Below are 21,798 nucleotides of genomic sequence, written 5' to 3' on the forward strand. Positions count from 1 at the left end.
TTCGGCGGGCAAACCGCCTTTCTGATTTTAGCTGCGATTGTCGCCTCATCGTCGTCTATGGCGATGAAATTGCCCTTTGACGACGACATTTTCTCGCCGTCGAGCCCGAGGATAAGCGGAAGGTGCACGCAGACCGGCGCCTTGAACCCGAGCTTCGGCAAGCTTTCTCGTGCGAGCATGTGAATCTTGCGCTGGTCAATCCCGCCAATGGCGACGTCCGCATCGAGATATGCGATGTCCATGGCTTGCATCAGTGGATATATCATCTGCGAGACCTTCGGGTTCTCCACGCTCCTCGAAATCTCGTCCATGCTCCGCCTTGCCCGGCTCAGCGTCGTGAGCGTGGCGAGCCGCAGCACGTCCCGTATATAATCAGCATTGAGCTGGAACGACGAGCCGAGCACGACTTTAACGTTGCCGAGCAGCGCCCGGAAGCACTCCTTGTTGCGCTCGGCTATTTTCCCCACCACCTCAAGGCTGCCCTTTTCGTTGAGGTGCGCATGGAGGTCGGCAAGCAGCACGACCGCCTTAAATCCCAGCCGCTGGAACTCCGCAAGCTTCAACGCCGTAATCATGTGTCCAAGGTGGATGCTCCCGCTCGGCTCGTAGCCCACGTAAGCGGTCCTGCGGCGAGCATCCTCCAACGCCGCCCGCAGCTCCTCCTCCGTTACTACCTCCTCTACCCCTCTTAGAAGCTTTGAAAGTTGCTCCTCATCTCTTGAGAGCCGCTCCTTTGCCACTGCTGCAACACGCTCCCCTTCTCTATTTCTCACAAGCTTCTTCTCTTTTCTCCTTAAATTTTCGCAAAGCGGTTGTGAGGACTGCAGTCTTGCCCATGACTCCACTTATCATTAAAACGTCAAAAATTTCATCCTCAGTGGCGCCGCACTTCAAAGCGGCATCGATATGCACGCCGATGCACCCTTCCGCCCTCAGTGCTGCTGCCGCCGCAAGAGCGACGAACTCCGCAGTCTTCGCATCTAGCGCCTTCGGACGCAGTGCAAAGAGGTCGCCTATGATGTCCGGAACCATGACCTCGGGGCGTCTTGCCATTTCCTCCAAAATGAAAGGGACGGTTCCGAGCGTCTCCTCCGCCGCCTTAAAGACTTGCGACACCGTCTTTTCAGGCTCTTCCAACAACTTCTTCGCCCGCTCGAAAAGCTCCTCACTCATGTCTCCACACCCCTTGCTCATCTTTACGTCTTCGCTCTTTAAGAGCAGCTATTATTATGGGCAGAGCGATGGTGGCGTCAGAATACACGACGACGCTCTTTGCACCACTCTTCACCTTGCCCCAGGATTTAGCTTCATCAGGCGTAGCGCCACTGAGCCCACCGGCGTGCGGCGTGTCCGTCGTAATTTGGATGACGTAGTCGTAGCCGCCCTTCGGGGAGAGCAGCATCGCTTGGAAAATGAAGTTTTTGGGAACGCCGCCGCCAAGGATGATGACGCCCGCAAGCTTGGCGTCGTAGCAGAGGTTGATGAGCTCGTGCATGTCCACAATTGCATCTATGACGAGCGGCGACGTTTGCCTGAAGAGCGAGGCGTGCAGCCCAAGCATGGAGTCCGCAAACGCCGGACAAAATACTGGAACGCCATTTTCAACCGCAGTCCTCAAAATCGAATTTTCGTCGTCAAGCCTCTCGCCGAACGCCGTCAGCAGCTCCTTTATACTAATCGGCTTTTTTAACCTACCATTAGCCGCAAGCTCTTCAAGAACGCCACGTACGAACTCCTCAAGCCGCACGAAGTCCTCGTCACGCACGAGCACGTCATATATTCGGTTTGCGCCTTGCGTGCGGAGTGCGTTGTCGTCAATGCTATCAACATCGAGCGTCATGAGGTAATGACGCCCGCCGAGCGCCTCGATGATGTCGTGCACTATGTTTGCGCCGGTGGTCACAAGCACGTCCACAAAGCCCTCCCGCAACATCCCCGCAATCACGCCTCGCAGCCCTGCTGGAACAAGAGCACCTGCTAAGCCTAAGAATTTCATGGCGTCTCGCTCCAGCATCTCCTCGTAGATGTCCACTGCGACTGCGAGACGACGAGCGCCGAAGGCGCAGCCCCGTAATTCACGGACGAGCTCATCTACGCTCATCCTTTCCTTAAGCTTCACTCCTGTTATCCGCATGGCTCTTTGTGCAAGGGCAATTATTCGCCCCGCTCACCTCCACCAATTCACAAAAAAATATTTAGATGCATGATAAAAACGACTTCTATGTGCTTAGCGATTCCCGCAAAGGTGCTTGAGGTTCACGGCGACCGTGCGAAAGTAGATTTCGGCGGCGTCAAGCGGGACGTGAATGTCACGCTCGTGGACGTCGCCGTCGGGCAATACGTGATTGTGCACGCAGGCTTCGCCATCGAAGTCATAGACGAGGAGGAGGCTCTGGAGACGCTGAAACTCTGGGAGGAGATTCTGCAGTTGGAGGCTGAGCCGATACAAGACGATTCTTAACCTTAACCACGATCGTCCCTTTGCGGCTTCGTAGCAAACACGCCCCCTCATTTTGGGTGTCCTGCATTTCTTCGCAATTCCTTTTTAGCACCTTTCGCTAAAAAAGTCTCAGCGACTTCTTAACGTAATGTCCGACGATTGGGACCTCAACGCCGCAGTTCGGGCATCGCTTTTCGTTCGTGACTTCATAACGCAGCACTGAATACGAATAACGTTTAATGAGGAGCCGCTCGCACTCGTGGCAGTAGGTGTTTTCGTATTTGTGTCCGGGGACGTTTCCTATGTAAACGTAAGCGACGCCGAGCCGCTTCGCAAGCTTACAGGCTCGCTCCAGCGTTTCGACGCTTGTTGTGGGGTTATTGAATTTGTAAGCAGGATGGTAGCGGGTGAAATGCAGCGGCGTTAGCTCGCCAAGTTCCTTCAAATGTCTTTCAATAATCTCCCGCAAACAAGCTTCGTTGTCGTTCACGCCCGTTATAACGAGGTTGACGATTTCAACGTGCATGCCGAGCCGCTTCGCCGTTCTTGCGTTCCGCCAGACCTTCTCGACACTGACGCCGCCGCAGAGCTTCTCGTAAACTTCGGCGTCGCCTTTCACGTCTATTTTAATGGCGTCAAGCCCCGCAGCTCGCAGCTGCTCAAGCGCTTCAGCGGTCATATATCCGTTGCTCACGAAGGTGTTGTAAAGGCGGTGCCGTCTTGCGAGCGTGAAGCAGTCGAGCGAGAACTCGAAAAGAAGTGTAGGCTCGGTGAAGCTCACGCAAAGCCCGTGGTCGCCGTGGCGCCTTGCAAGCTCGACGACGCGCTCCGCCGGCACGAAGTTCACCCTCGAAAGCTCGGGCGGCGTCTTGCTGAGGCGCCAGTTCTGACACCACGGACATTTGAAATTACAGCTCCAAGTCGAGAACGTCAGCGCCGAAGAGCCCGGCCAGAAGTGGAAAAAAGGCTTTATCTCGATGGGACGGCTTTCTAAAGCGTTTAAGTCGCCGTAAACGAGCGTAAACAACTTGCCGCCGACGTTCATCCTCGTGCCACACGCCCCTTTTCCGCCTTCGAAAATCACGCATCGTCTCTCGCAAACGCCGCAACGAACGGCGTCGCCGGCACGCTCGTAAAGCAAAGCCTCTTTGACGCTGGGGCTCTCCATCAGCCCAGTATGCATGTTTCTTTTTTCGTCATCGCCCTAAATATGATACGTGCCGAAATGATGCATACCTCACCCACAAATTTTTAAATAAAAATGGTAAAGGAAGAAAAAGGAGGGGTAATATGGAGGAAATTGAGTGGAAGAGCTTGGCAGAGGTTGATTTGGATGCGAGGCTTTCGCAGGAGGGGCTCGAGCTTGGCGATGCGCATGAAAGGCAGCGCTTGAAGATGGGCGTTCGCTGCAAGGATGCGGGGATGGTTGACGAAGTTATTGACAGGATAATGATGAAGATGCGGAGTAGGGGAGCTAAATGCCTTATAATAAATTACAAAGGGTGTTCTTCTTCAGAAGATTATCAGCAAAGGACCGTTGACACGATAACAGAATTTCTGAAGATTATTGCTCCTGAGAGGGTGGAGGAGATACCGGAGGGTGCGCCGCTGAACGAGCGGGCGACGGCATGTCTCAGGGCTTTAGAGGATGTGGCAAACGAGCTAAGAAACGATTTTCTGCTGATTTTGGATTTCAGAGGCATGAAAATAGAGCCGCGGCTGCTGCGTCCCGGTCAGATGTTTTGGTGGGTTTACGAGGCTGCGAGCCGCTGCGAGCCCGCGAACCTTATCTGGATTATGGACGACGACCTGCAGAGTTTTGAGATGCTTGCGAAGCACGGACAGATGTATAAAGTTTTTTCTGAGGGCACCCAGTTATTCGTTCTTGTGTAATGGTGATAAAGCCGAGGAAGGTAGGAATCGTCTGTAGAGGTGAGAGCGAAGATTTACGACTGCTTGACGAAATAACGGACAGAATAAAAGACGAAGTTGAAGTAGTTATCAAAGGAGTGGGAGACGTAGCGCAGCTTGGGGACGTAGATGTTATAATATGCATGGGGGGTGACGGAACCCTCCTGAGGACGTTACACGCATTAGAGGCGCCAATACCTGTTGTTGGCATCAATATGGGCGGCGTGGGCTTTCTTGCGGATATACCCCCCGAGGATGCTGTTGCTACGGTTTTAAAAATCTTGGAAGGTTTCGAGGTTGAGCGGCGGGAGCGGCTCGCAGTGAGCATCGGTGGCGAGCGTTTGCCGTATGCGATGAACGAGGCTGTCGTCCTCACGGCAAGACCCGCAAAAATCCTTCATTTCGCAATTTTTGTCGACGACAGCGAGCTTGAGAGACTGCGGGCTGACGGTGTCATCTTCGCAACGCCCACCGGGAGCACAGCATATGCAATGAGCGCCGGCGGTCCCATCGTCGACCCCAGAGTGGACGCCTGTATTATCGTGCCTCTTGCACCTTTCGCGCTCTCAGCCCGTCCCGTTGTAGTGCCCGCTGACAGCAAGGTGCGTCTTAAACTGCTTGAGAAAAATGCAGAACTCGTGATGGATGGGCAACTCTATCGGGAAATCGAAAGCGGCGAAGAAATAGAAATAACAAAAGGCGAGCCAGCGTTTTTTGTTAAAACTGCCGAAAACTTTTTTTCAAAGGTCAAGAGCAAATTGCGAATATAATGTTAATGCATCCAATAATGGAGGAGGAAGCATGCGAAAGATATTCACGCAAAAGTTACTGGACATGAAGGTCATAGATGTAGACGGCAGCGAGGTAGGACGTGTTAAGAACATCATTGCAGACGTAAGGACTGGAATGCTAACGGACCTCGTGGTGAAGCCGGAGGTGGAGCTGGACACAAGCGCTTTCAAAAAAGATGGAGAGTTCATCTTAGTGCCGTTTGCGCACATCCGGGCGGTCGGTGATATAATTACGGTGGAGCAGAGAAAGAAATAGCGGGCGTGGGGGGATTCGAACCCCCGACCTGCAGCTTAGGAGGCTGCCGCCATATCCTGGCTAGGCTACACGCCCATTACTATTTCGGCGTAGTTTATTTAAGTTTTTGACGCTGCGTGGGCGTCAACACCGTGCATCCGTTGTATAACCTCATCGCACTTCAGAATTTCAATCAATGGAAACTCCTTGTAGATCTTAATGATACTTTCGTGTATTTCCTTTCTATGCGATGCGCAGCAATCCTCGATGAGTATGCATTTGAAATCGAGCGAGACAGCATCGGCGGCGGTGAAAAGCACGCATGCCCACGTGTTTATCCCGCAGAGCGCTACCGTGTCCACATTTAAACAACGCAGCGTTAGATCCAAGTCGGTCTTAAAGAATGCGCTGAAACGCCGCTTCTCCACGATGATGTCCCCACGCTCGGGTTTCAACTCGTCAATGACCTGCGTGCCCGCCGTCCCTCGGATTGCATGTCGTCTTATGCGTTCAAACATCGGGTCAAATGGAAAAAAACTGTCATTTGCATAGATTATCGGAATCCTGTGCGCTCGTGCCACCTCCAGCAGCTTTTTTATGCGTGGAATTATCTTTTTTGCCCCCTCGAAAATGTTGTCCTTTATCATGTCGATGACGATTACCGCTAGCATTTCCGGCAATCAATCTCTCAGTGTGCCTTTAAGCACCGCTCTCGCCACATGCAGCCTTTGTATGTAGTTTGTGCCCTCGGTGAAGTGGAAAGCTTTTACGTCCCGCAGCATCCGCTCCAGCGGGTGATCCTTCATGTAGCCATGCCCGCCGAGTATATCCATGGCATAATTGACAGCTTCGAGCGCCTTCTCGGTTACGAAACACTTCGTTAACGCAGCGAAGCCCGGGACACCTTCTTTGTTCTCATCAAGCATCGTGGCGACCCTATATAGCAAGGAGCGAGATGCCTCTATCCTCATGGCAATTTCCGCAAGCAGGAACTGCACGCCTTGAAATTCGGAAATCGGACGTCCGAATTGGGTGCGCTCCTTGGCGTAGCGTGCGGCGTATTCAAGGGCGCCCTCAGCGACGCCGAGCGCCGCCGCTGCCACGTAAACTCGAGTGGGATTAATGGCTGCGAATGCCAGCTGCATGCCCTCCCCGCCATCACCAGCCAAGAGGTATTCTTCGGGGATTCGGGCGTCTCTGAACACTATTTCGGCGGATGCTGAACCGTGCAAGCCCATTTTCTCGTCTATTCTCCCGATGCTGACGCCTGGGGAATCTCTTTCCACGACGAAGGCGCTTATTCCATCCAACCCCGCCTCCGGCTTCGTCTTGGCGAACGTCACGTAGAAGTCAGCGACGCCGCCGCAGGAGATAAAGCACTTGGTGCCGTTGAGCACGTATTCGTCGCCGTCTTTCTGAGCGACGGTCTTCATGGAGGCGACGTCGCTCCCTGCGTCGGGCTCTGTCAGCACGAACGCCCCCACCTTGCCCTCTGTCATTCTTCTGAAGAACTTACCTTTTGTCTTCTCGTTTCTGGTAGCTCGCAGGCAGCTCGTCACGGAGCCCTGAACGAGCAGCCAGAGCCCGAGGGTGGCGCACGCCTTAGAAAGCTCTTCTACGGCAATGCAGCTCATCAGAACGCTGCCGTAGCCCCCGTATTCCTCGGGGAGAGGTATGAGGTGGACCCCTTGCTCCTTAAGTATTTCGAGAACCTCATAAGGGAACTTAGCGCTCCTGTCGGTCTCAGCAGCTCTCGGCTCTATCTCTTTTTGCGCAATTTCCCGGACGGCTTGCCGCACCATCCGATGCTCCTCGGTCAGCATCACTCTCTTATATCCCTCTCCATAAAATTCTGTTTTTCGCTTTTGAACTGGTTGCGACAATCAAGTGGCGGCAACGCTTATCTCCTCTTTTGTAGCGCTTACGAACTTCTTTTTCAGCTTCTCCAGCCGTTCTGGCGTCGTCGCTTCAATGGTTACTCGTATCAGCGGCGACGTGTTTGACGCCCGCACCAACGCCCAACTGTCCTCAAGCTCGACACGAACGCCATCAAGCGTGCTTACTCTTTCTTCCCCATATTCCCGTGAGAACTTCCTTGCGAGACTTTCGACGACCTTGAACTTCGTGGCATCGCTACATTCCAAATCTACCCTCGCTTTCGGGAGCTTAGGAACTTCGTCAGCGAGCTCTGAGAGCCTCCTACCTGACCTCGCCAATATTTCGGCGAGTTTCAAAGGCACAAGCATGGCGTCGTCGAACGGCAAGTAGGAAGGCATGACGAAATGTCCGCTGGATTCTATGCCGAGGGTTGCGTTCTTGCGCTTCGCTTCGAGCGTCAGGAACGTATGCCCCACCGGAATTCTTATCACCCGAGCGCCTAAGGGCTTCAGTTCTCGTTCGATTAACATCGAACACTCCACGTTCGCCAGGATTACCTTCTCACCGCCTCTGGAGAGCAAATCCTTGGCAATGAGCACGCCGCACTGGTCTGGCGTGAGCAACCGCCCCCGCTCATCAAATATAACAGCACGGTCGCCGTCGCCGTCGAAAGCCACGCCGAAGTCACTTCCCTTTATATGCTTCTTCAGGGCTGTGAGGTGCTCTTCGTCTGGCTCCGCAGGTCTATTTGGGAACCGGGGGTCCACGTTCGAAAAGAGCGAGAGTGTGCTCATGCCCGCCCTTCTGAAAAGCTCGGGCGCCACCAAGCTCATGCTACCGTTGCCGCAGTCGAGAGTAACGCTCACGCCCCTAACGTCGAATTTCGAGACGAGATATTCCACGTACTCGTTGATGAAAGAGGTCGCATGGTATTCACCGACTTCACTCCATACGGCGGGTTTCACGCCCTCAAAAGCAAGCTCCTTTATTCTTTTAAGCGCTTCTTCGGAGTAGCCTATGCCATCGCCGTCATAGAGCTTGACGCCGTTCCATTCGGGAGGGAGATGCGATGCTGTGATGAAAGCGATGGCATCCTTGCGCAGTAACCAGCCTGAGAACACGACGACGCCGAACGACGCCGTTCCGACATCCGTGACGCTGATGCCGCAGGAGAGTGCGCCGGCGATGAAAGCCTTTGCAAGCGTCGGTGACGTCGCTCGCACATCGTTACCAACGACAGTGTGCTCGTAGCCTTTTTCTTTTAAGTATGCGCCGAAAGCCTCCCCCACCCTTAACATCACCTCAACAGGAAGGTCTTTGGCGAAAATTCCCCTAATGTCATAAGCCCTGAATATATGTGGGGAGATTTCCATGATGGAATTTTGGAGGGCGAGGTTCATAAAGCTTTCAGGAATTAAATGAGGCTCAGAAAGTAGCGGTGGAGGCGGAGGTCGTTGGTGAGTTCGGGGTGGAAAGCAACGGCAACGACGTTTTCTTGGCGGGCAGCGACGATGCACTCGCTTTTTGTTATCTTGAGGGTCTTTTCGGCTTCGAGCTTTGCTAAGACTTCGACGCCGGCGCCGACGCTCACGTAGCACGGCGCTCGGATGAAAACGGCGTTGAAAGGCTCGGGTCCGAAGGCGGGAATGCTCAGAGCGACTTCAAAGGACTCTCGCTGCCGCCCGAAGGCATTCCTTTCGACTTTTGCGTCTATGAGCCCGAGAAGCTTTTGACCAGTTTTCGCAACTTCTTCGTTGCCTTCCTTTGCGAGGAGAACCATGCCGGCGCACGTGCCGAGGATGGGAACATCACGCTCCGCTGCCTCTAAAACCTCTGGGAATATGCCCTCCTTGAGCATTAAGCGTGAAAGCGTCGTGCTCTCGCCGCCCGGAATCACGAGAGCGTCGCAGCTTGGTACGATTCCAGAGCGGCGTATGCTCACGACCTCGCCATGCAGTCCGAACGCCGCCAAAGCTCTTCGCATCGCAACAACGTGCTCCTCGACGTCCCCCTGCACGCCTATGACTCCAACCTTCATACTGATACCCCTGTTCTTATCCTCGTGATAGGTTTTTACTAATTTAAAGCACGTAAATTAAAATTCAGTCATTTACTCTTAGGTATTTCCACGAAAAATATACTCCCCCCCTTGGGGTTATCCTCAACCCAGATTTTGCCGCCGTGTAACTCTACGAGCCGCCGCACTGTGGGGAGCCCGAGACCGAGACCGCCATGCGACCTTGTCAGGGGATATTCCATTTGATGGAATGGCATGAATATCCTCTCTTTTTCATCATCTGGGATCCCAATGCCGGTATCTGCGACCATGAGTAGCACTGTATCGTCACACTCCTTCACGCTTATTTTTATCAAACCGCCATCCGGTGTAAATTTCACAGCGTTTGAGAGCAAGTTGTAAATTATTCGCATCATCGCCTCCCTGTCTGCTTTTACCTTAGCGTCCTCCAGCTCAAAAGATATTTTTTGGTTTTTCTTTTCAGCTAAGTCTCTGAACCTCTCATAAGTCTCTTTGACCATATCTGCGAGCGCTAACTCCTCTTTGGTTAGCTCATACTCCTCTAACTCAAGCATCGTGAGCAGCACGATGTGGTCGATGGCGTCCGCCAGCCTTTTCGCGGCATTTTTCATCGCCTTTATCATGACGGCTTCGCCATCTGCGCCCTTAAGCACATCCATGTAGCCCATAATCACCGTGAGCGGCGTCCTCAGTTCATGAGCTGCGATGCTTATAAACCTCGTCTTAGCTTCATCAAGTCTTTTCAGCTCCTCATACGCCCGCCTCAAATCCCGTGTTCTCTCCTCAACCTTTTCCTCAAGAGCCCTTGCATATCTCTCTATCTCAGCCCTTGCACGCATCAGCTCTTCAGTCATCTTGTTAAAGGATGCTGCGAGCGTGCCGAGTTCGTCCTCACTCCTAACGTCCACCTTCCAACTCAAATCGCCGGCAGCGACACTTTCAATACCGCTTGTAAGTTCAGTTATAGGTTTTGTTATGCCTCTCGCGAGGAGGAACACCCCGATCGCCGAAAATAACGATATGATAGAAAGTGTAGCGGCAATGCTTCTTTTGAGCGAGAAAAGGATAGCGAGCGCTTCGTCTTCGGGTTGAGCCGCGACGACTATCCAAGAGCCGTTGAACATCGCTGAATATCCGCAGAGGAGCCCGTCTTGCGTTAAAAATCCGTGGTCGTCGCTTGGATGTTCGATATAAGCACGATTGAAAATCATTTGTTTATCAGGATGCGAAATTATCCTCCCGTTCTTGTCTATCAGGTAGACGAAGCCGCTTTCTCCAACCTTTACGGCGTCCACAATGTCCCAGATATACTTCATACTCATCTGAGCTGTGACGACGGCAACCACCTTGTCATCCATGACCACTGGTGAGAAAAAAGATATCACCGGCTCTCCAAAGAGAAAATATGCGTCGGAAATGACGTCCTGCCCCTCTCTTGCCTGTACAAACCAGTTGTTGGATGCCCATTCTCCCACATACTTGTATTTTATTGATGTGACGACGTTCCCATCCGCATTCACGACAGTTACGTCGTCGTAGATGCCGCTTTCATAAAAGCTGTTTATCGCCTCTGAGATTTTTGAGGCGTTTCCACCTGCTAACGCCACCCCTCTTGCCAATGCATGGACGTCGCTCATTCTTTCCGAGACAAACCTCTCCAAGTCGTCTTTGACGTTTTCAGAAACTCCGCAGAGCAGCTTGCACGCATCATCCGTCAATGCGCTTTCCGTTTGTAATATAACGAGGAAGGCAGCGATTATTGTCGGTATGAGCGTTACGGCGAGGAATACACCAGTCATCTTAGTGCGGATTCTTTTGAACATGGGCTCACCTTAATTAAGACTCTTGCATCAACTCCGCCCATATCTTATTTCTCGTCCTGACCGCTTCTTCGCTCAGCTCTTTGAAATATTCACACCTCTTCAGGACATCTTCAGGTGGATACAAAAGGCTACGGATTTCTTCGCTCACGAGCTTCATTGCCTCTCCGTTGGCGCTCGGGTAGAACTGGTATTCCACGATTTCCGTATTGACATCGGGTCTAAGTATGAAGTTTATGAGCTCCTCAGCCTCGCGCTTATGTGGGGCACCCGCAGGGATGATGAAATTATCCACCCAGATAGGAGCCCCCTCTTCCGGGATTACGTAGCTTATATTTTCATTTTCTGAGGCGGCATACATGGCGCTGCCGCTGTAGCAGTGAGCCACCCATAACTCCTCTGAAATGAGAAGCTCCTCTATGGTTATGGGGTCATAATAACCACGGACCAGCTCTTTTTGCCTTAGCAAGAGCTGCCTTGCCTCCTCAAGCTCGCTTTCATTTTCGGAATTTATGGAGTAGCCAAGGCACTTCAGAGCAGCTCCGACCACTTCATCTGGATTATTCAACACTCCTATCCTACCTGCGTAACGCTCGTCCCATAGGATCGCCCAGCTCTTAGCATCTTCGGGGCTCACGTATTTTTTGTTAAATGCTATCCCTGTAGTTCCCCACAGGTATGGCACCGAATACTCGTTCTTGGGGTCGTAATCTCGGTTTTTGAACTTTTCTGAAATGAATTTAAAGTTCGGAATATTCCCCAGATTTATCTCTTCGAGGAGGCGCATCTCGATCATGTCCACTACGACGTCGTTGCTCGCTACCGCCACATCATACTTCCCGGGATTAGACCGCACGTCCGAGACCATGAAATCTTCATCCTCGAAGGTGTAGAGGTTCACTTTTATACCCGTCTCATTTTCGAAGTCCGAGAGAGTTGTCGCTCCGAAATAGTCTTCCCAGTTGTATACATTCACCATCCGCCCCCTCGGCATTCCTAAGAGGAGGTATGTGGCGACGATGACCGCTATTACGCCCAATAGCGTAAAGAGTAACGCACGACGCATTATTCTCGCCTCGCTGCCGGCATGACTTTAGAGATGCCGCCGGCGTTCTCGACGACGTAGACTTCGTCGGCGACGTCCTCAAGCTCTCTGTGGTGCGATACAAGTATCATCTGTGGAATTGAGGCGCCGCCCATGAAGAAGCTGCGCATGGCATCCACGAGTTCTCTGACCCGCTCTTCGTCGAGGAAAGCGGTGGGCTCATCCATAACGACTGTGGAGACTTTCCCGACGAGGGCGCTTGCGATGGCGAGTCGCAGGGCGATGCCCACTGCCACCTTTTGCCCGCCGCTTATGGACTTTATGGGAAGCTCGCCGACAGCGGTCATCACGTAAATATTGAAATCCTCGTCGATCCGCACGCCAGAAACGCCGATGTTAAACTTCTCCAGATATTCTCCGGCATGCTCGGAGATTAGCGGGAGCGCAAACTCCCTGAGCAGCCGCTGCACGCCGTCCTTCGAGAACGCCCATCTTATTTTTTCCAAATCACCAACGAACTTCCGCATGACTTCCGTCTCCACCTTCAATCTCACAAGCTCTTCAATCCTCCCAGATAAGCGGCGGCGCTCCTCGACTTTGTCCTCCTTGCGGTTCTTTGCAGTCCTCAGCTTGATGTTAAGATTCTCAAGCTCGGCTCTAAGTTTCTCGAACTTTTGCCTCGCAAGCTCGTAGGCTTCTTCGCTGAAGCCGAGCGCCTCAAGCCTCACATTTAGCCGCTCGTGCTCCTCCGTTGTGCACCTTAACTCCGCTCTAACGTCCTCAAGTCGCGCCTTCAACTCTTCTATGCGCTCCGCAATGGACTTAAACCTATCATATTCTAATTTTTTAAGCCTAAGCTTCCTAAGCTCCATCTCAGGGTCCTCAGGCATATAGCCAAGCTCTGATTCGAGCCTTTTAACCTCAAAAAGCTTTTCAGAAAGCTTGTTTTTCACATCTTCGAGCTCTCTTTTCACCTCGGCCTCCGCCCGCTCGGCTTCGAGCGCCTTCAAAGCGCCAATATACTGCTGGTAATCGCCATGTAGGGCTTCCAGCTCGCCCTTAAGCCTGTCTATGCTGTTCACGATGTTTTCAAACGCCTTCAGCATCGGCGTTATTTCTATGAGCTTATTATTCTTCGCTGAAAGCTCTTTCTTCGCCCTTTCAAGCTCACGCCTGCTCTTCTCGATATACTCGACATTCACGCTGGAAACTTCTTTTATCCTACTGTCTATTTGCTTTATTTCTGCCTTTAACGCTCCTATTTCGTCGTAGAACGCTTGAGCAAGAGCCTCTAAGCTCGACTTCTCAGCTTTAAGCCTACTGATAAGCTGTTGCTTATGAGCGTCGTCCAGCTCCCTGCCGCAGACAGGGCACTCGCTCGCCCCCTCTATTTTCTTTAGGGTTTCTTCTATTTCAGCTATTCTACCAATAGCCTCGCCACGCCGCCGCTCGAGTGAGAAAATTTCATCCCTCGCCCTAACTCGCTCCGTCTCCAAATCTTTAATCAAGCGCCCCTTCGCCTCCGCCGAAATTTCCCCTAAGACCCCAACGGCAAAAGCTTCCAACTTGCTGAGTTCCTGCTCCGTCTCAGAAATACGAACCTCTAAGGATGAAATTTCGTATTTCAGGCGTCCTTCCTCTAATAGATACGTCTCCAAATTTTTCTTTTCAGCTTCTTTCTTCTCAAGAGCTGCTTGAAGCTCTAAAAATTTTTCGTAAGCGTTTTTAGTTGCTTCAAGCTCTTTAGCAAGCTTCTCCACCTTTTCAAGCTCCTTTGCGAGAGCCTTCTCTTTCGTGCGCAAGTTATCTGCAGCGGCTTTAGCGAGAAGGAGGTTCTCAAGCGTCTGAATTTTTGATATTTCGGGTTCGAGAGCTTCAGCCCTCCTCGAAGCAGTCTCCGCATCTTCTAATTCCTTAGCGAGCTGCTCCGTATTCCGATGCAGTAGCGCTGCTCGCTCCTCGAGCACCCGCAACTCGCTTTTAATCTCCTCATATTTCTTCCTTCTCGCCTCCTCGTCGTCGAGGGCGGCTTTTGCAGCCTTAAACCTCCCCTCACATCCTTTAAAATCCGCCGCAAGCCTCTTCACTTCCTGCTCAAGCTCTTTTATTTCATTGTCGAGCTGCGCCTTACGCTCTTCTAAAGATTTAAGTTCGGCAAGCGGCGCCGTATATGTTTCGAGCTTGCTTTTAAAATGATCTATGACGGTTTTCATGCCATCGTAGGCATTTTCCAGCTTTTCCAAGCCGAGTAGCTTTCCGAAGAGCTCTTTGCGCTTTGAAGGCTCAGCCTCGATGATTGCGGCGATTTCTCCCTGCCTCACAAATACGGAGTTCAGTATTTCGTCTTTGTCCATGCCGAGTGTTTTAAGTATTTCTTCAGAAACAGCCCGCTGCCCCTCGACGGGCTTGCCGCCCACGCCCAAGCGGCGGAACTGTGCCTCGCCACCGCCCCTACCTTTGCTCTTACGGCTCAGCGTCCGCTCGACCACGTATTCGACGCCACCCTCATCGAAAGTGAGCTTCACCTGTGAGGTGTCGGCACCCCGCCGTATCAAATCCTCCAGCCGCTCGCCTCGGACACGTTCCCTGAAAAGAGCGAAAAGCATAGCGTCCAGAATCGAGCTTTTACCCGCACCATTTGGTCCTACGATGACAGTGACGCCGAGCGGGAAATGCACCCTCGTGCGCTCGTGCGATATGAAATTTCTGAGCTCCACGCTTCTTATAATCATCTCACTACAAGTTTCCCCTTTAACATTTAACCGTTCTGCTAACTATTTTTGGGAAAAGACCTTGTTGTTCTGCAACGTTTTATATGAGGTAACTGATATAGAGCATTGGCACCTCGGAGGACTTCAAGCGGGTATGGAGGGAGGGAATTAGAGGTTGAGAAGGCGAGGCGGGTTTCTGGCGCATCTCGCTGTTTACGTCATCGTCAATGCCTTTCTCACTTTCATTAATTTTTACACTCGCCCGAGTATTTGTGGTTTCCGTGAGGGCTCGACGGCCGAGGCATCGGGCTCTTTTTCCATTTCGTATTTTCAAGAGAGCGCTTTGTGGCGGCGGAGTGGGAGAAAAAGGCTGCGAGGGTTGGGATGTGAGCGAGAACAAGGAGCGAAGAGCGCTAACCGTAACGCAACCGTAATACGGGAAGTATGTTGCGCTAAACCAATGCGCCCCACGCTTCGAGAAGCTCAACTGCCCTTTCCACAACCTCCTCGGCGTCGCCCCGCAAGATGATGCGGTGCCTCTCAATCTCAGGCTTGAAAATTTCCAAAACCCTCGTCGGCGAGCCTTGAAGCCCGACCTCGTCACGCTTAACGCCTAAAGCCACTGCATCCCACACTTTTACCTCTTTCCTTGCCGCCTCCATGATGCTGGCTGCAGGCGGCAACCTTGGCGTGTTTATTTCCGAAGTTACAGAGATGACGGCAGGCAACTTAAGACGCACCCGCATGTAACCGTTTTCCAACTCTCTCTTGACCACAAGCTCCTTTTTTTCAGCGTTTAAATGCTCGACTTCGCTGACGAAAACGGCATGCGGCACGCCGAGAAATTCCGCAAGCGTCGGCGGGACTTGCGACGTGCCGCCGTCCGCAGACTCGGCGCTGCAAAGCACCAAGTCAAAACCGCCAAGCTTCTTTATGCCCTTTGCGAGCGTGAAAGCTGTTGTGAGGGCGTCGGCGCCGGCGAAAACTGCATCTGAGAGGAGGACGGCTGTGTCCACGCCCATCGCCAGCGTTTTTCTTAAAGCGGAGGCGGCCTGTGGCGGTCCCATGCTTATCGCCGTTACTGTGCCGCTGTGGCGTTCTCGCAGTCGTAAAGCCTCTTCGACGGCGTTCTCGTCCGTCGGGTTTACCACCGACGGCACGCCCTCCCGCTGAATTCGCTTCGTCTCCGCGTCTAAAGAAATTTCGTGAAAATGCCTCGGGTCGGGCACCTGTTTTACGCACACGACAAACCGCATACAAAATCGTTGGTTATGATAAATTATAGGCTCATGGTAACCAGTTCGAAACGAGCGACGCCGCACGGCACGCCGAGAATCACGAAAATTGCTATTATCAGCATCTCACGCCCAACTTTCAGGCTAATTTCCCGCGTGAGGAGCGCAGAACCGACGTCAGTCAGCACACAGAATCCTAACGCCGCAACCAGTCCATATCGTCGAAAATCAAAGTCATTGCCACGACCAACGGCATTGCCAGCAATGTTCCTATGACCGCCACTTGAATCCTGTTCGTCTGAGTAGCCTTGGTTATTACGTGCCTCGTTCCCGCTATCCTCAGGCAAATTATAAAAACCGCAAACGCCACAGCGGTCTATTTTCCCCCTCCTGCCGTTTGCTTAAGCCTACTGCCATCATAAATAGGGGCATGGAACTTATTAACGGCATCGTCGGCGTTTTGATTTCTCGTCTTGCCCGTGCAGAGGCGCTCGCAATCGGCTCTCGCTTCTTATCTCCCGCCCCACCTCTGGCACGTCCGCACGGAACGTTTAGCAGAACCATGAGGCGAGCGGCGAAACGTTGCTGTAGCGCATTTGAAAACATTAAAAAGCCGTTAAAAAAATAAGAAGAATTAGAAAAAGCACGTTCGGCTTAGGCGCTTTCGAATCGGCTTTCAAGCTTTTTGAGGACTTCTGGCAGCGTTGTATATTCCATTTCTTCGAGCGGCAGTCGGTGCGGCTCGAAGGGGCCGTGCCGCCGCATGTATTCGGTTATTTCTTGCGCCTTTTGTCTCGTGTAGTCGAAGGCGGGGTCGTCGAAGAGGTCTACGGGTCCGACGAGCTTGCCGTTCGCAATCTGGAAGCCGGCAGCCACGACTCTCGGCGGACCGTCGAAGCGGGTGCACTGCGCATACCTGAAAGAAACAGGCATGACAGGACCGTTGTGCGAGCCTCGCATCCAGCCTGAAACGAGGTGCGGGAAAGCAAAAGCTTCAAGAACCTCGCCGAGCGCTGGCAGTCCTGACTGCGCCCGTACGAGCGCCACGGGGTCGTCCTTACCCACATATTTCTCGGCGATTTGATACAGTTTCTCCGTGCTTATAACGGCAACAGGCTCGTCGCTTGGGAGCTTCGGGTGTGTCTCCTTCGGATACACTCGCTTTATCACGTATCTGGACTTTGCGCCGATGAGAGCGAGGATGTCGTAAAGCTCCTCGGGCGCCCGCATGAGGACTTTGCGGTGTGCCATGATGTCCCAGATTTCGAAGACGAAGCCGTCGTGGAGCGTGGGGTCGATGATGAGCCCTGCGGTGTTGAACGGGTCGGCGAACATCTTGAATATCGGGAGATTGAACGCTCCGGGCTCGGTCTTGTCCATCATGAATGCGATGAGCGGCTCGCCCTCACGCTCCGTAAACTCCATCTCGGCGATGCCTGGACCCATACCACGGATGTTACCGCTAAACGCATCCTTAAGCAAGTCTTGACCGGCGCCGTAAAGCTTCAACTCCTTCGCAACCTGCGTCGCCTCGACGAAGGTGTCCCACGCAAGCTGGTGGATCTCCTCGTCATCCACGCCACGCTCGTGACTCATCAGAAGCTGAAGGTCGTCGCCTGCGCCCATGACGTGAAAATCCACAAGAAGTCCTGACTCTTTAGCTTGCTTCAGGCATTCCTTTGCCTTCTCCTTGAGCTTAGGATGAACCGAAGCATGTCCGGGATATCCACCAACGTCCGCCTTTATCAGGCTTATTGTAATTTTCGCCATGTAACTAAGAGCTTTTCCGACCTAAATATTTGTTTCGTCATCGCCGCCACCGGACGCTGACGCACGACGGCACGCTCCGCCTTAACGCCGGAGCAGCTACGGGCTAGGAACTTAAACGGCAAAAGGAAATGGGCAAAAATGAGAGGCGTTTTGGAGGGCTGGCTTGTATGGACTGGATGGATTGCATGTTAGTAGTCGGAACTTGGGTGATTGCTATAGGCACATTGGCAATGTACGAGCAAACACAACGGCAATTCAAACACATGCGGAAGCAGAGCGAGAAGCCAGCAATTTTGGACCTGATAAGGTACGTCATAGCACCCTTCCTTCGTGAAATCGAGGAAATGCCCAGAGACGTTTGGCCAAGCTTCAAGCCTCTGGGGGAGCCTTCAGAGTGGGACGACAGCGACCGAGCAAAGTTGGCTTTCGACCAGTTCAAAGAGAAGTTTCCAGATGCTTGGAAAAAAGTGGAGGAATACGATAACCTCGGCAAACGCTACGCAGAAGTTCTTGAGCCTCTCGAAGAAGACATGGTTAAAACCCTCCTTAGCGAACACAGGGCAAAACTGGAGGAATATGCCCAGCGGAGGGACTGGTCAGACATAGAGAAATTGGCTCAGAACATTGCAAAGCATAGCTATGAGCTCATTGCAAAGCATAGCTATGAGCTACGTCGTGGTCGCCGTGACTACAGCTTTTACAAAGAAAATCCCGACGTCGCCGACTCCCTTCGGGAGAACTTTCTGGCTGAAATGGATAAAGTGGAGCGTCGCCGTAAACAGCTCGAAGATGCGGGACGCAAACTGAAAAAAGAATTTGAGAGCATACAGAAAAAGCTTTGGAGTGATTATGACATACGGGTGGAGGACTGCAGTCCTCGACTGAAACGACCTGCTGTTAAGTTTATGTAAACTTGACGGTAACTCAACCAACACGCACACATGACTCTGAAATTCTCCCAACCGGAAACTCGAAACTGCATGTGAGCGAGCTTGATCGACACGGAACGTCGCAGGGAGGATTAAGCTATTGCCGCCCACGCCGAGTTCAATGTTCACTAAGTCGGTTGAGCGCAGCTCTCCTTGACCCTAACGCCCAGCTCTAGTTTCACATCTCAGCTCGCTAGTGCGGTGGCGGCATGCGGCTCAAGCTTCAAATCCACACGTAACTCTCGGCACCCCTCTTGCGAGCGAAAGCATTTTTAATGGGGTTACCAACTCATTTTGCATGGCGGTGTGGCACGGGAGGGCGAGGAGGAAGCCCTCGGGTGGCAGGTACCACAAGCACAGGAAGAAGAGAAAGTACGAGTTGGGGCGTCCGCCGTCCGAGACGGCGCTCGGCGAGACCGTCCGTAAGGTCATAAGGGTGCGGGGCGGCAACCGCAAGGTGCGGCTCCTACGATGCGACGTCGCAAACGTCTCAGACCCACGGAAGGGCGTAACCGTGAAAGCCAAGATTCTGAGGGTGAAGGAAAATCCGGCGAACCCACTGTTTTCACGGCGAAACATCATAACTAAGGGCGCAATCATCGAAACGGAGCTCGGAGATGCGGTCGTCACGAACCGCCCCGGGCAGGGCGGCGTGATAAACGCAGAACTGCTGGTGTAACGACGAGCTTTGGCGAAACTCAACTCTGCAGAGCCTGTCGTAAAATAAGGAGTGAAAAGCCTAAGAGGAGATTAGAACCTCTTGCAGGGAAGCGCTGCTTTCAGCTCGTCTTGACGAGCTTGAATTGAGGCATGCCGCCTCGGAGCCTTGCACGTGCGGACGCAACGCACGAGCCGGTCAGACCTTCTTTCTCAGCTCCTTCAAGCTCGTGACGACCTCGTCGCACAGCCACTGCACGAAGGGGTCAAGCCGCCGCTCCTTGTCGGTCCATAGTCCAATGATGCGCTTCCCGAGCGCACGTGCGTAGCCGACCTCGCACATCGTCCCGGCGTCGTGCCCATCAAGTATCGCAACGAGCACGTCGCACTCCCGAATCGCTTGTAAATCCGCCTCAAAGACCTCGGCGGAGCCGCCGGCAACATAACCTATGTCCAGCGGCGTTTTGACTTCAACGCCAGCGACACTCAACTCCTCTTTGACCCCCCGCATGAACCTCTCTTCCGCCTGCGTGAAAAACGGTCCCGCCACGTAAACCTTAACCTTCTTCATAAGGTAATGTTGTTACGGGCGGCTTATGAGCTTTGCGAAAGAGCTCGTGCGGAAGTGCGGCGAGGTCGTAAGCCCTAGACCCCTGCGGAGCCCGAGAATTTGGTCGGAGTACTTCAAGCTTCTCCTCCTGAGCTTGTCGTTCCGCTGGGTCGAAGCCGACGAGAGCGGAATTAGACGCATCAGCGGCTCACGGCTGGAACTCTCGGACTTCGCCTTCGACAACAAGGACGAGCTGCGGAGGTTCCTCCGAGCCTGCGACGACAGAATCGCACGGGCGAGAATCTACATGACCTCCCTGTCGCTGCTGACGGGCTTCGGCGTGACCGCCCTGTCGGTCATACTGGATATCGCCTTGACATTGGTAGGGGGAGAAATGATGATAGAAATGGCAGATGAAGGAGTTAAATTTCCATTTCTGACGCTGTTCAAAGAGCTATTTTGCCACTTTCCTCTATTCTCCCTCTTTCTCCTCGCAATCGTGGTGGTGGTTGTCGCCTGTGCGGTGGGTCTCCTCTACTATCGGGCTCAGATCTACGCATGGACGATGTTCAAGGAGGCGGCGGTTTTGCATTCGTGGGTCGTTGCGGACTAGTTCGCTACTTCTCGATTATCGTCTCGTCTATCGAGATTCCGAAGTGTCTCGCCTCTGAGGAGAGGTGCACCAGAACCTCGTCGCCCTCCTTGAGTTCCGCCACGGAAATCGGGCGCTCCTTACCCATCAGCTTTATGGTTTCGGCGTTCTGCAGGACTATGCTGAACCTGCGCCCTTCAGCCTCCGCCTCCACAAGTATCAGCGGGCGCCGCTCGATCTTCACGCGTCCTACGGTTGCTTTCCTCGTGACGCCCTCCGAGTTCACAATCAGAACCTCATCGCCCGCCGAGAGTTCAGCGAGGTATTTCGTCTTCTCGCCGACGAGTATGTAAGAGTGCACGGCGCCGGCGTTCACTCTGAAAGGGCGAGCCTCCACATACGGGCTCTCCTCGGTCTCGGAATGCACGAGGAAGAACGCACCCGAAAACGAGCCGACGAGCATGCCTTCGCCACGCCGCATTAAGGAGCATGTGTCCACACAGACACGGTCGCCCATGCCTTGCGGCTCGATTTTCGTAACTCTGGCGATAGTCAGCGGCAAACGCTCCTGCCTAAGCAGCTCCTTCAGTCCCACCGTCTTTTTTATTTCGTTGAGGTCGTCCGTGTCGAGTAAAACGCCGTCGGCGCCGTGCTCCAGCGTCTCGAAGGCAGTCCTCGCCTCCGCAACGTCCTTCACGCCGGTGATTATCTTCACGTCGTATTTCTGCAACTCAGCTATCAAGTTCTCAAGCGGGATTACTTTCCAATCGGTTCCTACTACAATGAGGTAACGGCAGAAGCTTGCAAGCGCCACCGCCAGCCGCTCATATTCCTTCCCGCGAATCTCGATGTAGGCGCCCAACCGCTCCTTCCCTACAACATCCTTGGCACTTTCAAGCGATTTGAAGAGCGTTGACTGGCTAAAATCGAAAAGTAAAGGTGTGGTGCCGTCGCCCTCGCAGCCCTTGCCGAACACGATTAGCTCTGCCGCCACGTCTTCTAACTCGTCTAAGCCGGCGTCTCCTGCGACAAACGCTGCCGTCTTTATCATACCGAGCTCTTTTACCCTCGGCACGTCCTCAACGTCAACAAGAACGAAATCTGCGCCCGATTCGAGGGCTGTTGTTATTCTTATTTTTTTCTCCTCCCACCCCCCCTCATCGGCTCTTACCCAGACCTCCTTGTCCATATTTTCA

General features: G+C 53.0%; 25 protein-coding genes and 1 tRNA gene. 8 read left to right on the top strand and 18 right to left on the bottom strand.

Going from position 1 to position 21,798, the window contains the following annotated elements:
* The 3 genes from ACXJJA_RS04035 to ACXJJA_RS04045 all read right to left on the bottom strand — a co-directional run.
* Positions 1-773: tyrosine--tRNA ligase (locus tag ACXJJA_RS04035; protein WP_456486945.1), on the bottom strand; the 773-nt coding region annotated here is incomplete at its 3' end.
* Positions 763-1,173, bottom strand: a complete 411-nt coding sequence (locus tag ACXJJA_RS04040) for a carboxymuconolactone decarboxylase family protein (RefSeq protein ID WP_456486946.1) — start codon at positions 1,171-1,173, stop codon at positions 763-765. The genes ACXJJA_RS04040 and ACXJJA_RS04035, both read right to left, overlap by 11 nt.
* Positions 1,166-2,134: a deoxyhypusine synthase gene (locus ACXJJA_RS04045; RefSeq protein ID WP_456486947.1), complete on the bottom strand. Its 969-nt coding sequence runs from the start codon at positions 2,132-2,134 to the stop codon at positions 1,166-1,168. The genes ACXJJA_RS04040 and ACXJJA_RS04045 overlap by 8 nt, the downstream gene beginning before the upstream one ends.
* Positions 2,135-2,221: 87 nt before the next feature.
* On the opposite strand from ACXJJA_RS04045, the gene ACXJJA_RS04050 reads away from it, so the two are divergent.
* Complete coding sequence (locus tag ACXJJA_RS04050; RefSeq protein WP_456486948.1) at positions 2,222-2,461, top strand: HypC/HybG/HupF family hydrogenase formation chaperone; 240 nt, start codon at positions 2,222-2,224, stop codon at positions 2,459-2,461.
* A 97-nt stretch (positions 2,462-2,558) separates the two neighbouring features.
* Here the strand turns inward: ACXJJA_RS04050 and amrS are convergent, their stop codons facing one another.
* Entirely contained in the window at positions 2,559-3,608 is a 1,050-nt protein-coding gene (gene amrS, locus ACXJJA_RS04055; protein ID WP_456486949.1) for an AmmeMemoRadiSam system radical SAM enzyme, read from the bottom strand.
* A 122-nt stretch (positions 3,609-3,730) separates the two neighbouring features.
* Here amrS and ACXJJA_RS04060 point away from each other — a divergent pair, with 122 nt between their 5' ends.
* From ACXJJA_RS04060 to ACXJJA_RS04070, 3 genes are read left to right on the top strand one after another with little or no spacing between them, the layout of a single operon-like run.
* Complete coding sequence (locus tag ACXJJA_RS04060; protein ID WP_456486950.1) at positions 3,731-4,333, top strand: hypothetical protein; 603 nt, start codon at positions 3,731-3,733, stop codon at positions 4,331-4,333.
* A complete protein-coding gene (locus ACXJJA_RS04065; protein ID WP_456486951.1) occupies positions 4,333-5,121 on the top strand; it encodes an NAD(+)/NADH kinase in 789 nt (262 codons plus the stop codon). Before ACXJJA_RS04060 ends, ACXJJA_RS04065 begins: the two co-directional genes overlap by 1 nt.
* Positions 5,122-5,152: 31 nt before the next feature.
* Positions 5,153-5,398 carry a PRC-barrel domain-containing protein gene (locus tag ACXJJA_RS04070; RefSeq protein WP_456486952.1) on the top strand — a complete coding sequence of 82 codons (246 nt, stop codon included), beginning with the start codon at positions 5,153-5,155 and terminating at the stop codon, positions 5,396-5,398.
* Here the strand turns inward: ACXJJA_RS04070 and ACXJJA_RS04075 are convergent.
* The 8 genes from ACXJJA_RS04075 to ACXJJA_RS04110 form a co-directional block, all read right to left on the bottom strand.
* Positions 5,399-5,473 (bottom strand) — tRNA-Arg (locus ACXJJA_RS04075).
* Positions 5,474-5,496: 23 nt separating this feature from the next.
* Positions 5,497-6,048, bottom strand: coding sequence for a cysteine hydrolase family protein (locus tag ACXJJA_RS04080; RefSeq protein WP_456486983.1), 552 nt, complete (start codon positions 6,046-6,048; stop codon positions 5,497-5,499).
* 9 nt (positions 6,049-6,057) lie between these two features.
* A complete protein-coding gene (locus ACXJJA_RS04085) occupies positions 6,058-7,200 on the bottom strand; it encodes an acyl-CoA dehydrogenase family protein (RefSeq protein ID WP_456486953.1) in 1,143 nt (380 codons plus the stop codon).
* 60 nt (positions 7,201-7,260) lie between these two features.
* Positions 7,261-8,628 carry a hypothetical protein gene (locus ACXJJA_RS04090; RefSeq protein ID WP_456486954.1) on the bottom strand — a complete coding sequence of 456 codons (1,368 nt, stop codon included), beginning with the start codon at positions 8,626-8,628 and terminating at the stop codon, positions 7,261-7,263.
* A 41-nt stretch (positions 8,629-8,669) separates the two neighbouring features.
* Positions 8,670-9,293: a pyridoxal 5'-phosphate synthase glutaminase subunit PdxT gene (gene pdxT, locus ACXJJA_RS04095; RefSeq protein WP_456486955.1), complete on the bottom strand. Its 624-nt coding sequence runs from the start codon at positions 9,291-9,293 to the stop codon at positions 8,670-8,672.
* Between the two features lie 68 nt (positions 9,294-9,361).
* Entirely contained in the window at positions 9,362-11,116 is a 1,755-nt protein-coding gene (locus tag ACXJJA_RS04100; RefSeq protein WP_456486956.1) for a HAMP domain-containing sensor histidine kinase, read from the bottom strand.
* 13 nt (positions 11,117-11,129) lie between these two features.
* Entirely contained in the window at positions 11,130-12,179 is a 1,050-nt protein-coding gene (locus tag ACXJJA_RS04105; RefSeq protein WP_456486957.1) for an ABC transporter substrate-binding protein, read from the bottom strand.
* Entirely contained in the window at positions 12,179-14,890 is a 2,712-nt protein-coding gene (locus ACXJJA_RS04110; protein WP_456486958.1) for an AAA family ATPase, read from the bottom strand. The genes ACXJJA_RS04105 and ACXJJA_RS04110 overlap by 1 nt, the downstream gene beginning before the upstream one ends.
* Before the next feature lie 154 nt (positions 14,891-15,044).
* Here ACXJJA_RS04110 and ACXJJA_RS04115 point away from each other — a divergent pair, with 154 nt between their 5' ends.
* Positions 15,045-15,398 carry a 2TM domain-containing protein gene (locus ACXJJA_RS04115; protein ID WP_456486959.1) on the top strand — a complete coding sequence of 118 codons (354 nt, stop codon included), beginning with the start codon at positions 15,045-15,047 and terminating at the stop codon, positions 15,396-15,398.
* On the opposite strand, the gene ACXJJA_RS04120 is transcribed toward ACXJJA_RS04115, so the two are convergent.
* Genes ACXJJA_RS04120 through fbp form a run of 4 tightly spaced genes read right to left on the bottom strand, consistent with a single transcriptional unit; the run spans position 15,322 to position 17,874 of the window.
* The gene (locus ACXJJA_RS04120) at positions 15,322-16,125 is read right to left on the bottom strand and encodes an electron transfer flavoprotein subunit beta/FixA family protein (RefSeq protein WP_456486960.1); all 804 of its coding nucleotides are present in this window, start codon (positions 16,123-16,125) and stop codon (positions 15,322-15,324) included. The genes ACXJJA_RS04115 and ACXJJA_RS04120 overlap by 77 nt on opposite strands.
* Positions 16,126-16,148: 23 nt before the next feature.
* Positions 16,149-16,451, bottom strand: a complete 303-nt coding sequence (locus ACXJJA_RS04125) for a hypothetical protein (protein ID WP_456486961.1) — start codon at positions 16,449-16,451, stop codon at positions 16,149-16,151.
* Between the two features lies 1 nt (position 16,452).
* Positions 16,453-16,710, bottom strand: coding sequence for a hypothetical protein (locus ACXJJA_RS04130; protein WP_456486962.1), 258 nt, complete (start codon positions 16,708-16,710; stop codon positions 16,453-16,455).
* A 48-nt stretch (positions 16,711-16,758) separates the two neighbouring features.
* Complete coding sequence (gene fbp, locus ACXJJA_RS04135; protein ID WP_456486963.1) at positions 16,759-17,874, bottom strand: fructose-1,6-bisphosphate aldolase/phosphatase; 1,116 nt, start codon at positions 17,872-17,874, stop codon at positions 16,759-16,761.
* A gap of 167 nt (positions 17,875-18,041) precedes the next feature.
* Here fbp and ACXJJA_RS04140 point away from each other — a divergent pair, with 167 nt between their 5' ends.
* Both ACXJJA_RS04140 and ACXJJA_RS04145 read left to right on the top strand, forming a co-directional pair.
* Complete coding sequence (locus ACXJJA_RS04140; protein WP_456486964.1) at positions 18,042-18,785, top strand: hypothetical protein; 744 nt, start codon at positions 18,042-18,044, stop codon at positions 18,783-18,785.
* A gap of 316 nt (positions 18,786-19,101) precedes the next feature.
* Positions 19,102-19,482 (top strand): 30S ribosomal protein S8e, encoded by a 381-nt coding sequence (locus tag ACXJJA_RS04145; RefSeq protein WP_456486965.1) that lies wholly within the window; start codon positions 19,102-19,104, stop codon positions 19,480-19,482.
* Positions 19,483-19,659: 177 nt separating this feature from the next.
* Here the strand turns inward: ACXJJA_RS04145 and ACXJJA_RS04150 are convergent, their stop codons facing one another.
* A complete protein-coding gene (locus tag ACXJJA_RS04150; RefSeq protein ID WP_456486966.1) occupies positions 19,660-20,031 on the bottom strand; it encodes a nucleoside 2-deoxyribosyltransferase in 372 nt (123 codons plus the stop codon).
* Positions 20,032-20,056: 25 nt separating this feature from the next.
* Between ACXJJA_RS04150 and ACXJJA_RS04155 the strand changes: the two genes are divergently transcribed.
* Positions 20,057-20,623, top strand: a complete 567-nt coding sequence (locus tag ACXJJA_RS04155) for a hypothetical protein (RefSeq protein WP_456486967.1) — start codon at positions 20,057-20,059, stop codon at positions 20,621-20,623.
* Between the two features lie 4 nt (positions 20,624-20,627).
* Here ACXJJA_RS04155 and ACXJJA_RS04160 read toward each other — a convergent pair whose 3' ends face one another.
* Positions 20,628-21,791 (bottom strand): 3-dehydroquinate synthase II, encoded by a 1,164-nt coding sequence (locus ACXJJA_RS04160; RefSeq protein WP_456486968.1) that lies wholly within the window; start codon positions 21,789-21,791, stop codon positions 20,628-20,630.
* Positions 21,792-21,798: the final 7 nt, after the last annotated feature.

The organism is Candidatus Alkanophaga liquidiphilum, assembly GCF_053996935.1.

What these genes read in the sequence shown, in the direction of transcription:
- ACXJJA_RS04160 (WP_456486968.1), bottom strand. Translation starts at nt 21,791, where the DNA reads ATGGACAAGGAGGTCTGGGTAAGAGCCGATGAGGGGGGGTGGGAGGAG.
- ACXJJA_RS04085 (WP_456486953.1), bottom strand. Translation starts at nt 7,200, where the DNA reads ATGCTGACCGAGGAGCATCGGATGGTGCGGCAAGCCGTCCGGGAAATT.
- ACXJJA_RS04045 (WP_456486947.1), bottom strand. Translation starts at nt 2,134, where the DNA reads ATGCGGATAACAGGAGTGAAGCTTAAGGAAAGGATGAGCGTAGATGAG.
- ACXJJA_RS04120 (WP_456486960.1), bottom strand. Translation starts at nt 16,125, where the DNA reads ATGCGGTTTGTCGTGTGCGTAAAACAGGTGCCCGACCCGAGGCATTTT.
- ACXJJA_RS04155 (WP_456486967.1), top strand. Translation starts at nt 20,057, where the DNA reads ATGAGCTTTGCGAAAGAGCTCGTGCGGAAGTGCGGCGAGGTCGTAAGC.
- ACXJJA_RS04110 (WP_456486958.1), bottom strand. Translation starts at nt 14,890, where the DNA reads ATGATTATAAGAAGCGTGGAGCTCAGAAATTTCATATCGCACGAGCGC.
- ACXJJA_RS04130 (WP_456486962.1), bottom strand. Translation starts at nt 16,710, where the DNA reads ATGTTTTCAAATGCGCTACAGCAACGTTTCGCCGCTCGCCTCATGGTT.
- ACXJJA_RS04090 (WP_456486954.1), bottom strand. Translation starts at nt 8,628, where the DNA reads ATGGAAATCTCCCCACATATATTCAGGGCTTATGACATTAGGGGAATT.
- ACXJJA_RS04105 (WP_456486957.1), bottom strand. Translation starts at nt 12,179, where the DNA reads ATGCGTCGTGCGTTACTCTTTACGCTATTGGGCGTAATAGCGGTCATC.
- ACXJJA_RS04140 (WP_456486964.1), top strand. Translation starts at nt 18,042, where the DNA reads ATGGACTGGATGGATTGCATGTTAGTAGTCGGAACTTGGGTGATTGCT.
- ACXJJA_RS04070 (WP_456486952.1), top strand. Translation starts at nt 5,153, where the DNA reads ATGCGAAAGATATTCACGCAAAAGTTACTGGACATGAAGGTCATAGAT.
- pdxT (WP_456486955.1), bottom strand. Translation starts at nt 9,293, where the DNA reads ATGAAGGTTGGAGTCATAGGCGTGCAGGGGGACGTCGAGGAGCACGTT.
- fbp (WP_456486963.1), bottom strand. Translation starts at nt 17,874, where the DNA reads ATGGCGAAAATTACAATAAGCCTGATAAAGGCGGACGTTGGTGGATAT.
- ACXJJA_RS04060 (WP_456486950.1), top strand. Translation starts at nt 3,731, where the DNA reads ATGGAGGAAATTGAGTGGAAGAGCTTGGCAGAGGTTGATTTGGATGCG.
- amrS (WP_456486949.1), bottom strand. Translation starts at nt 3,608, where the DNA reads ATGGAGAGCCCCAGCGTCAAAGAGGCTTTGCTTTACGAGCGTGCCGGC.
- ACXJJA_RS04150 (WP_456486966.1), bottom strand. Translation starts at nt 20,031, where the DNA reads ATGAAGAAGGTTAAGGTTTACGTGGCGGGACCGTTTTTCACGCAGGCG.
- ACXJJA_RS04080 (WP_456486983.1), bottom strand. Translation starts at nt 6,048, where the DNA reads ATGCTAGCGGTAATCGTCATCGACATGATAAAGGACAACATTTTCGAG.
- ACXJJA_RS04040 (WP_456486946.1), bottom strand. Translation starts at nt 1,173, where the DNA reads ATGAGTGAGGAGCTTTTCGAGCGGGCGAAGAAGTTGTTGGAAGAGCCT.
- ACXJJA_RS04100 (WP_456486956.1), bottom strand. Translation starts at nt 11,116, where the DNA reads ATGTTCAAAAGAATCCGCACTAAGATGACTGGTGTATTCCTCGCCGTA.
- ACXJJA_RS04145 (WP_456486965.1), top strand. Translation starts at nt 19,102, where the DNA reads ATGGCGGTGTGGCACGGGAGGGCGAGGAGGAAGCCCTCGGGTGGCAGG.
- ACXJJA_RS04065 (WP_456486951.1), top strand. Translation starts at nt 4,333, where the DNA reads ATGGTGATAAAGCCGAGGAAGGTAGGAATCGTCTGTAGAGGTGAGAGC.
- ACXJJA_RS04050 (WP_456486948.1), top strand. Translation starts at nt 2,222, where the DNA reads ATGTGCTTAGCGATTCCCGCAAAGGTGCTTGAGGTTCACGGCGACCGT.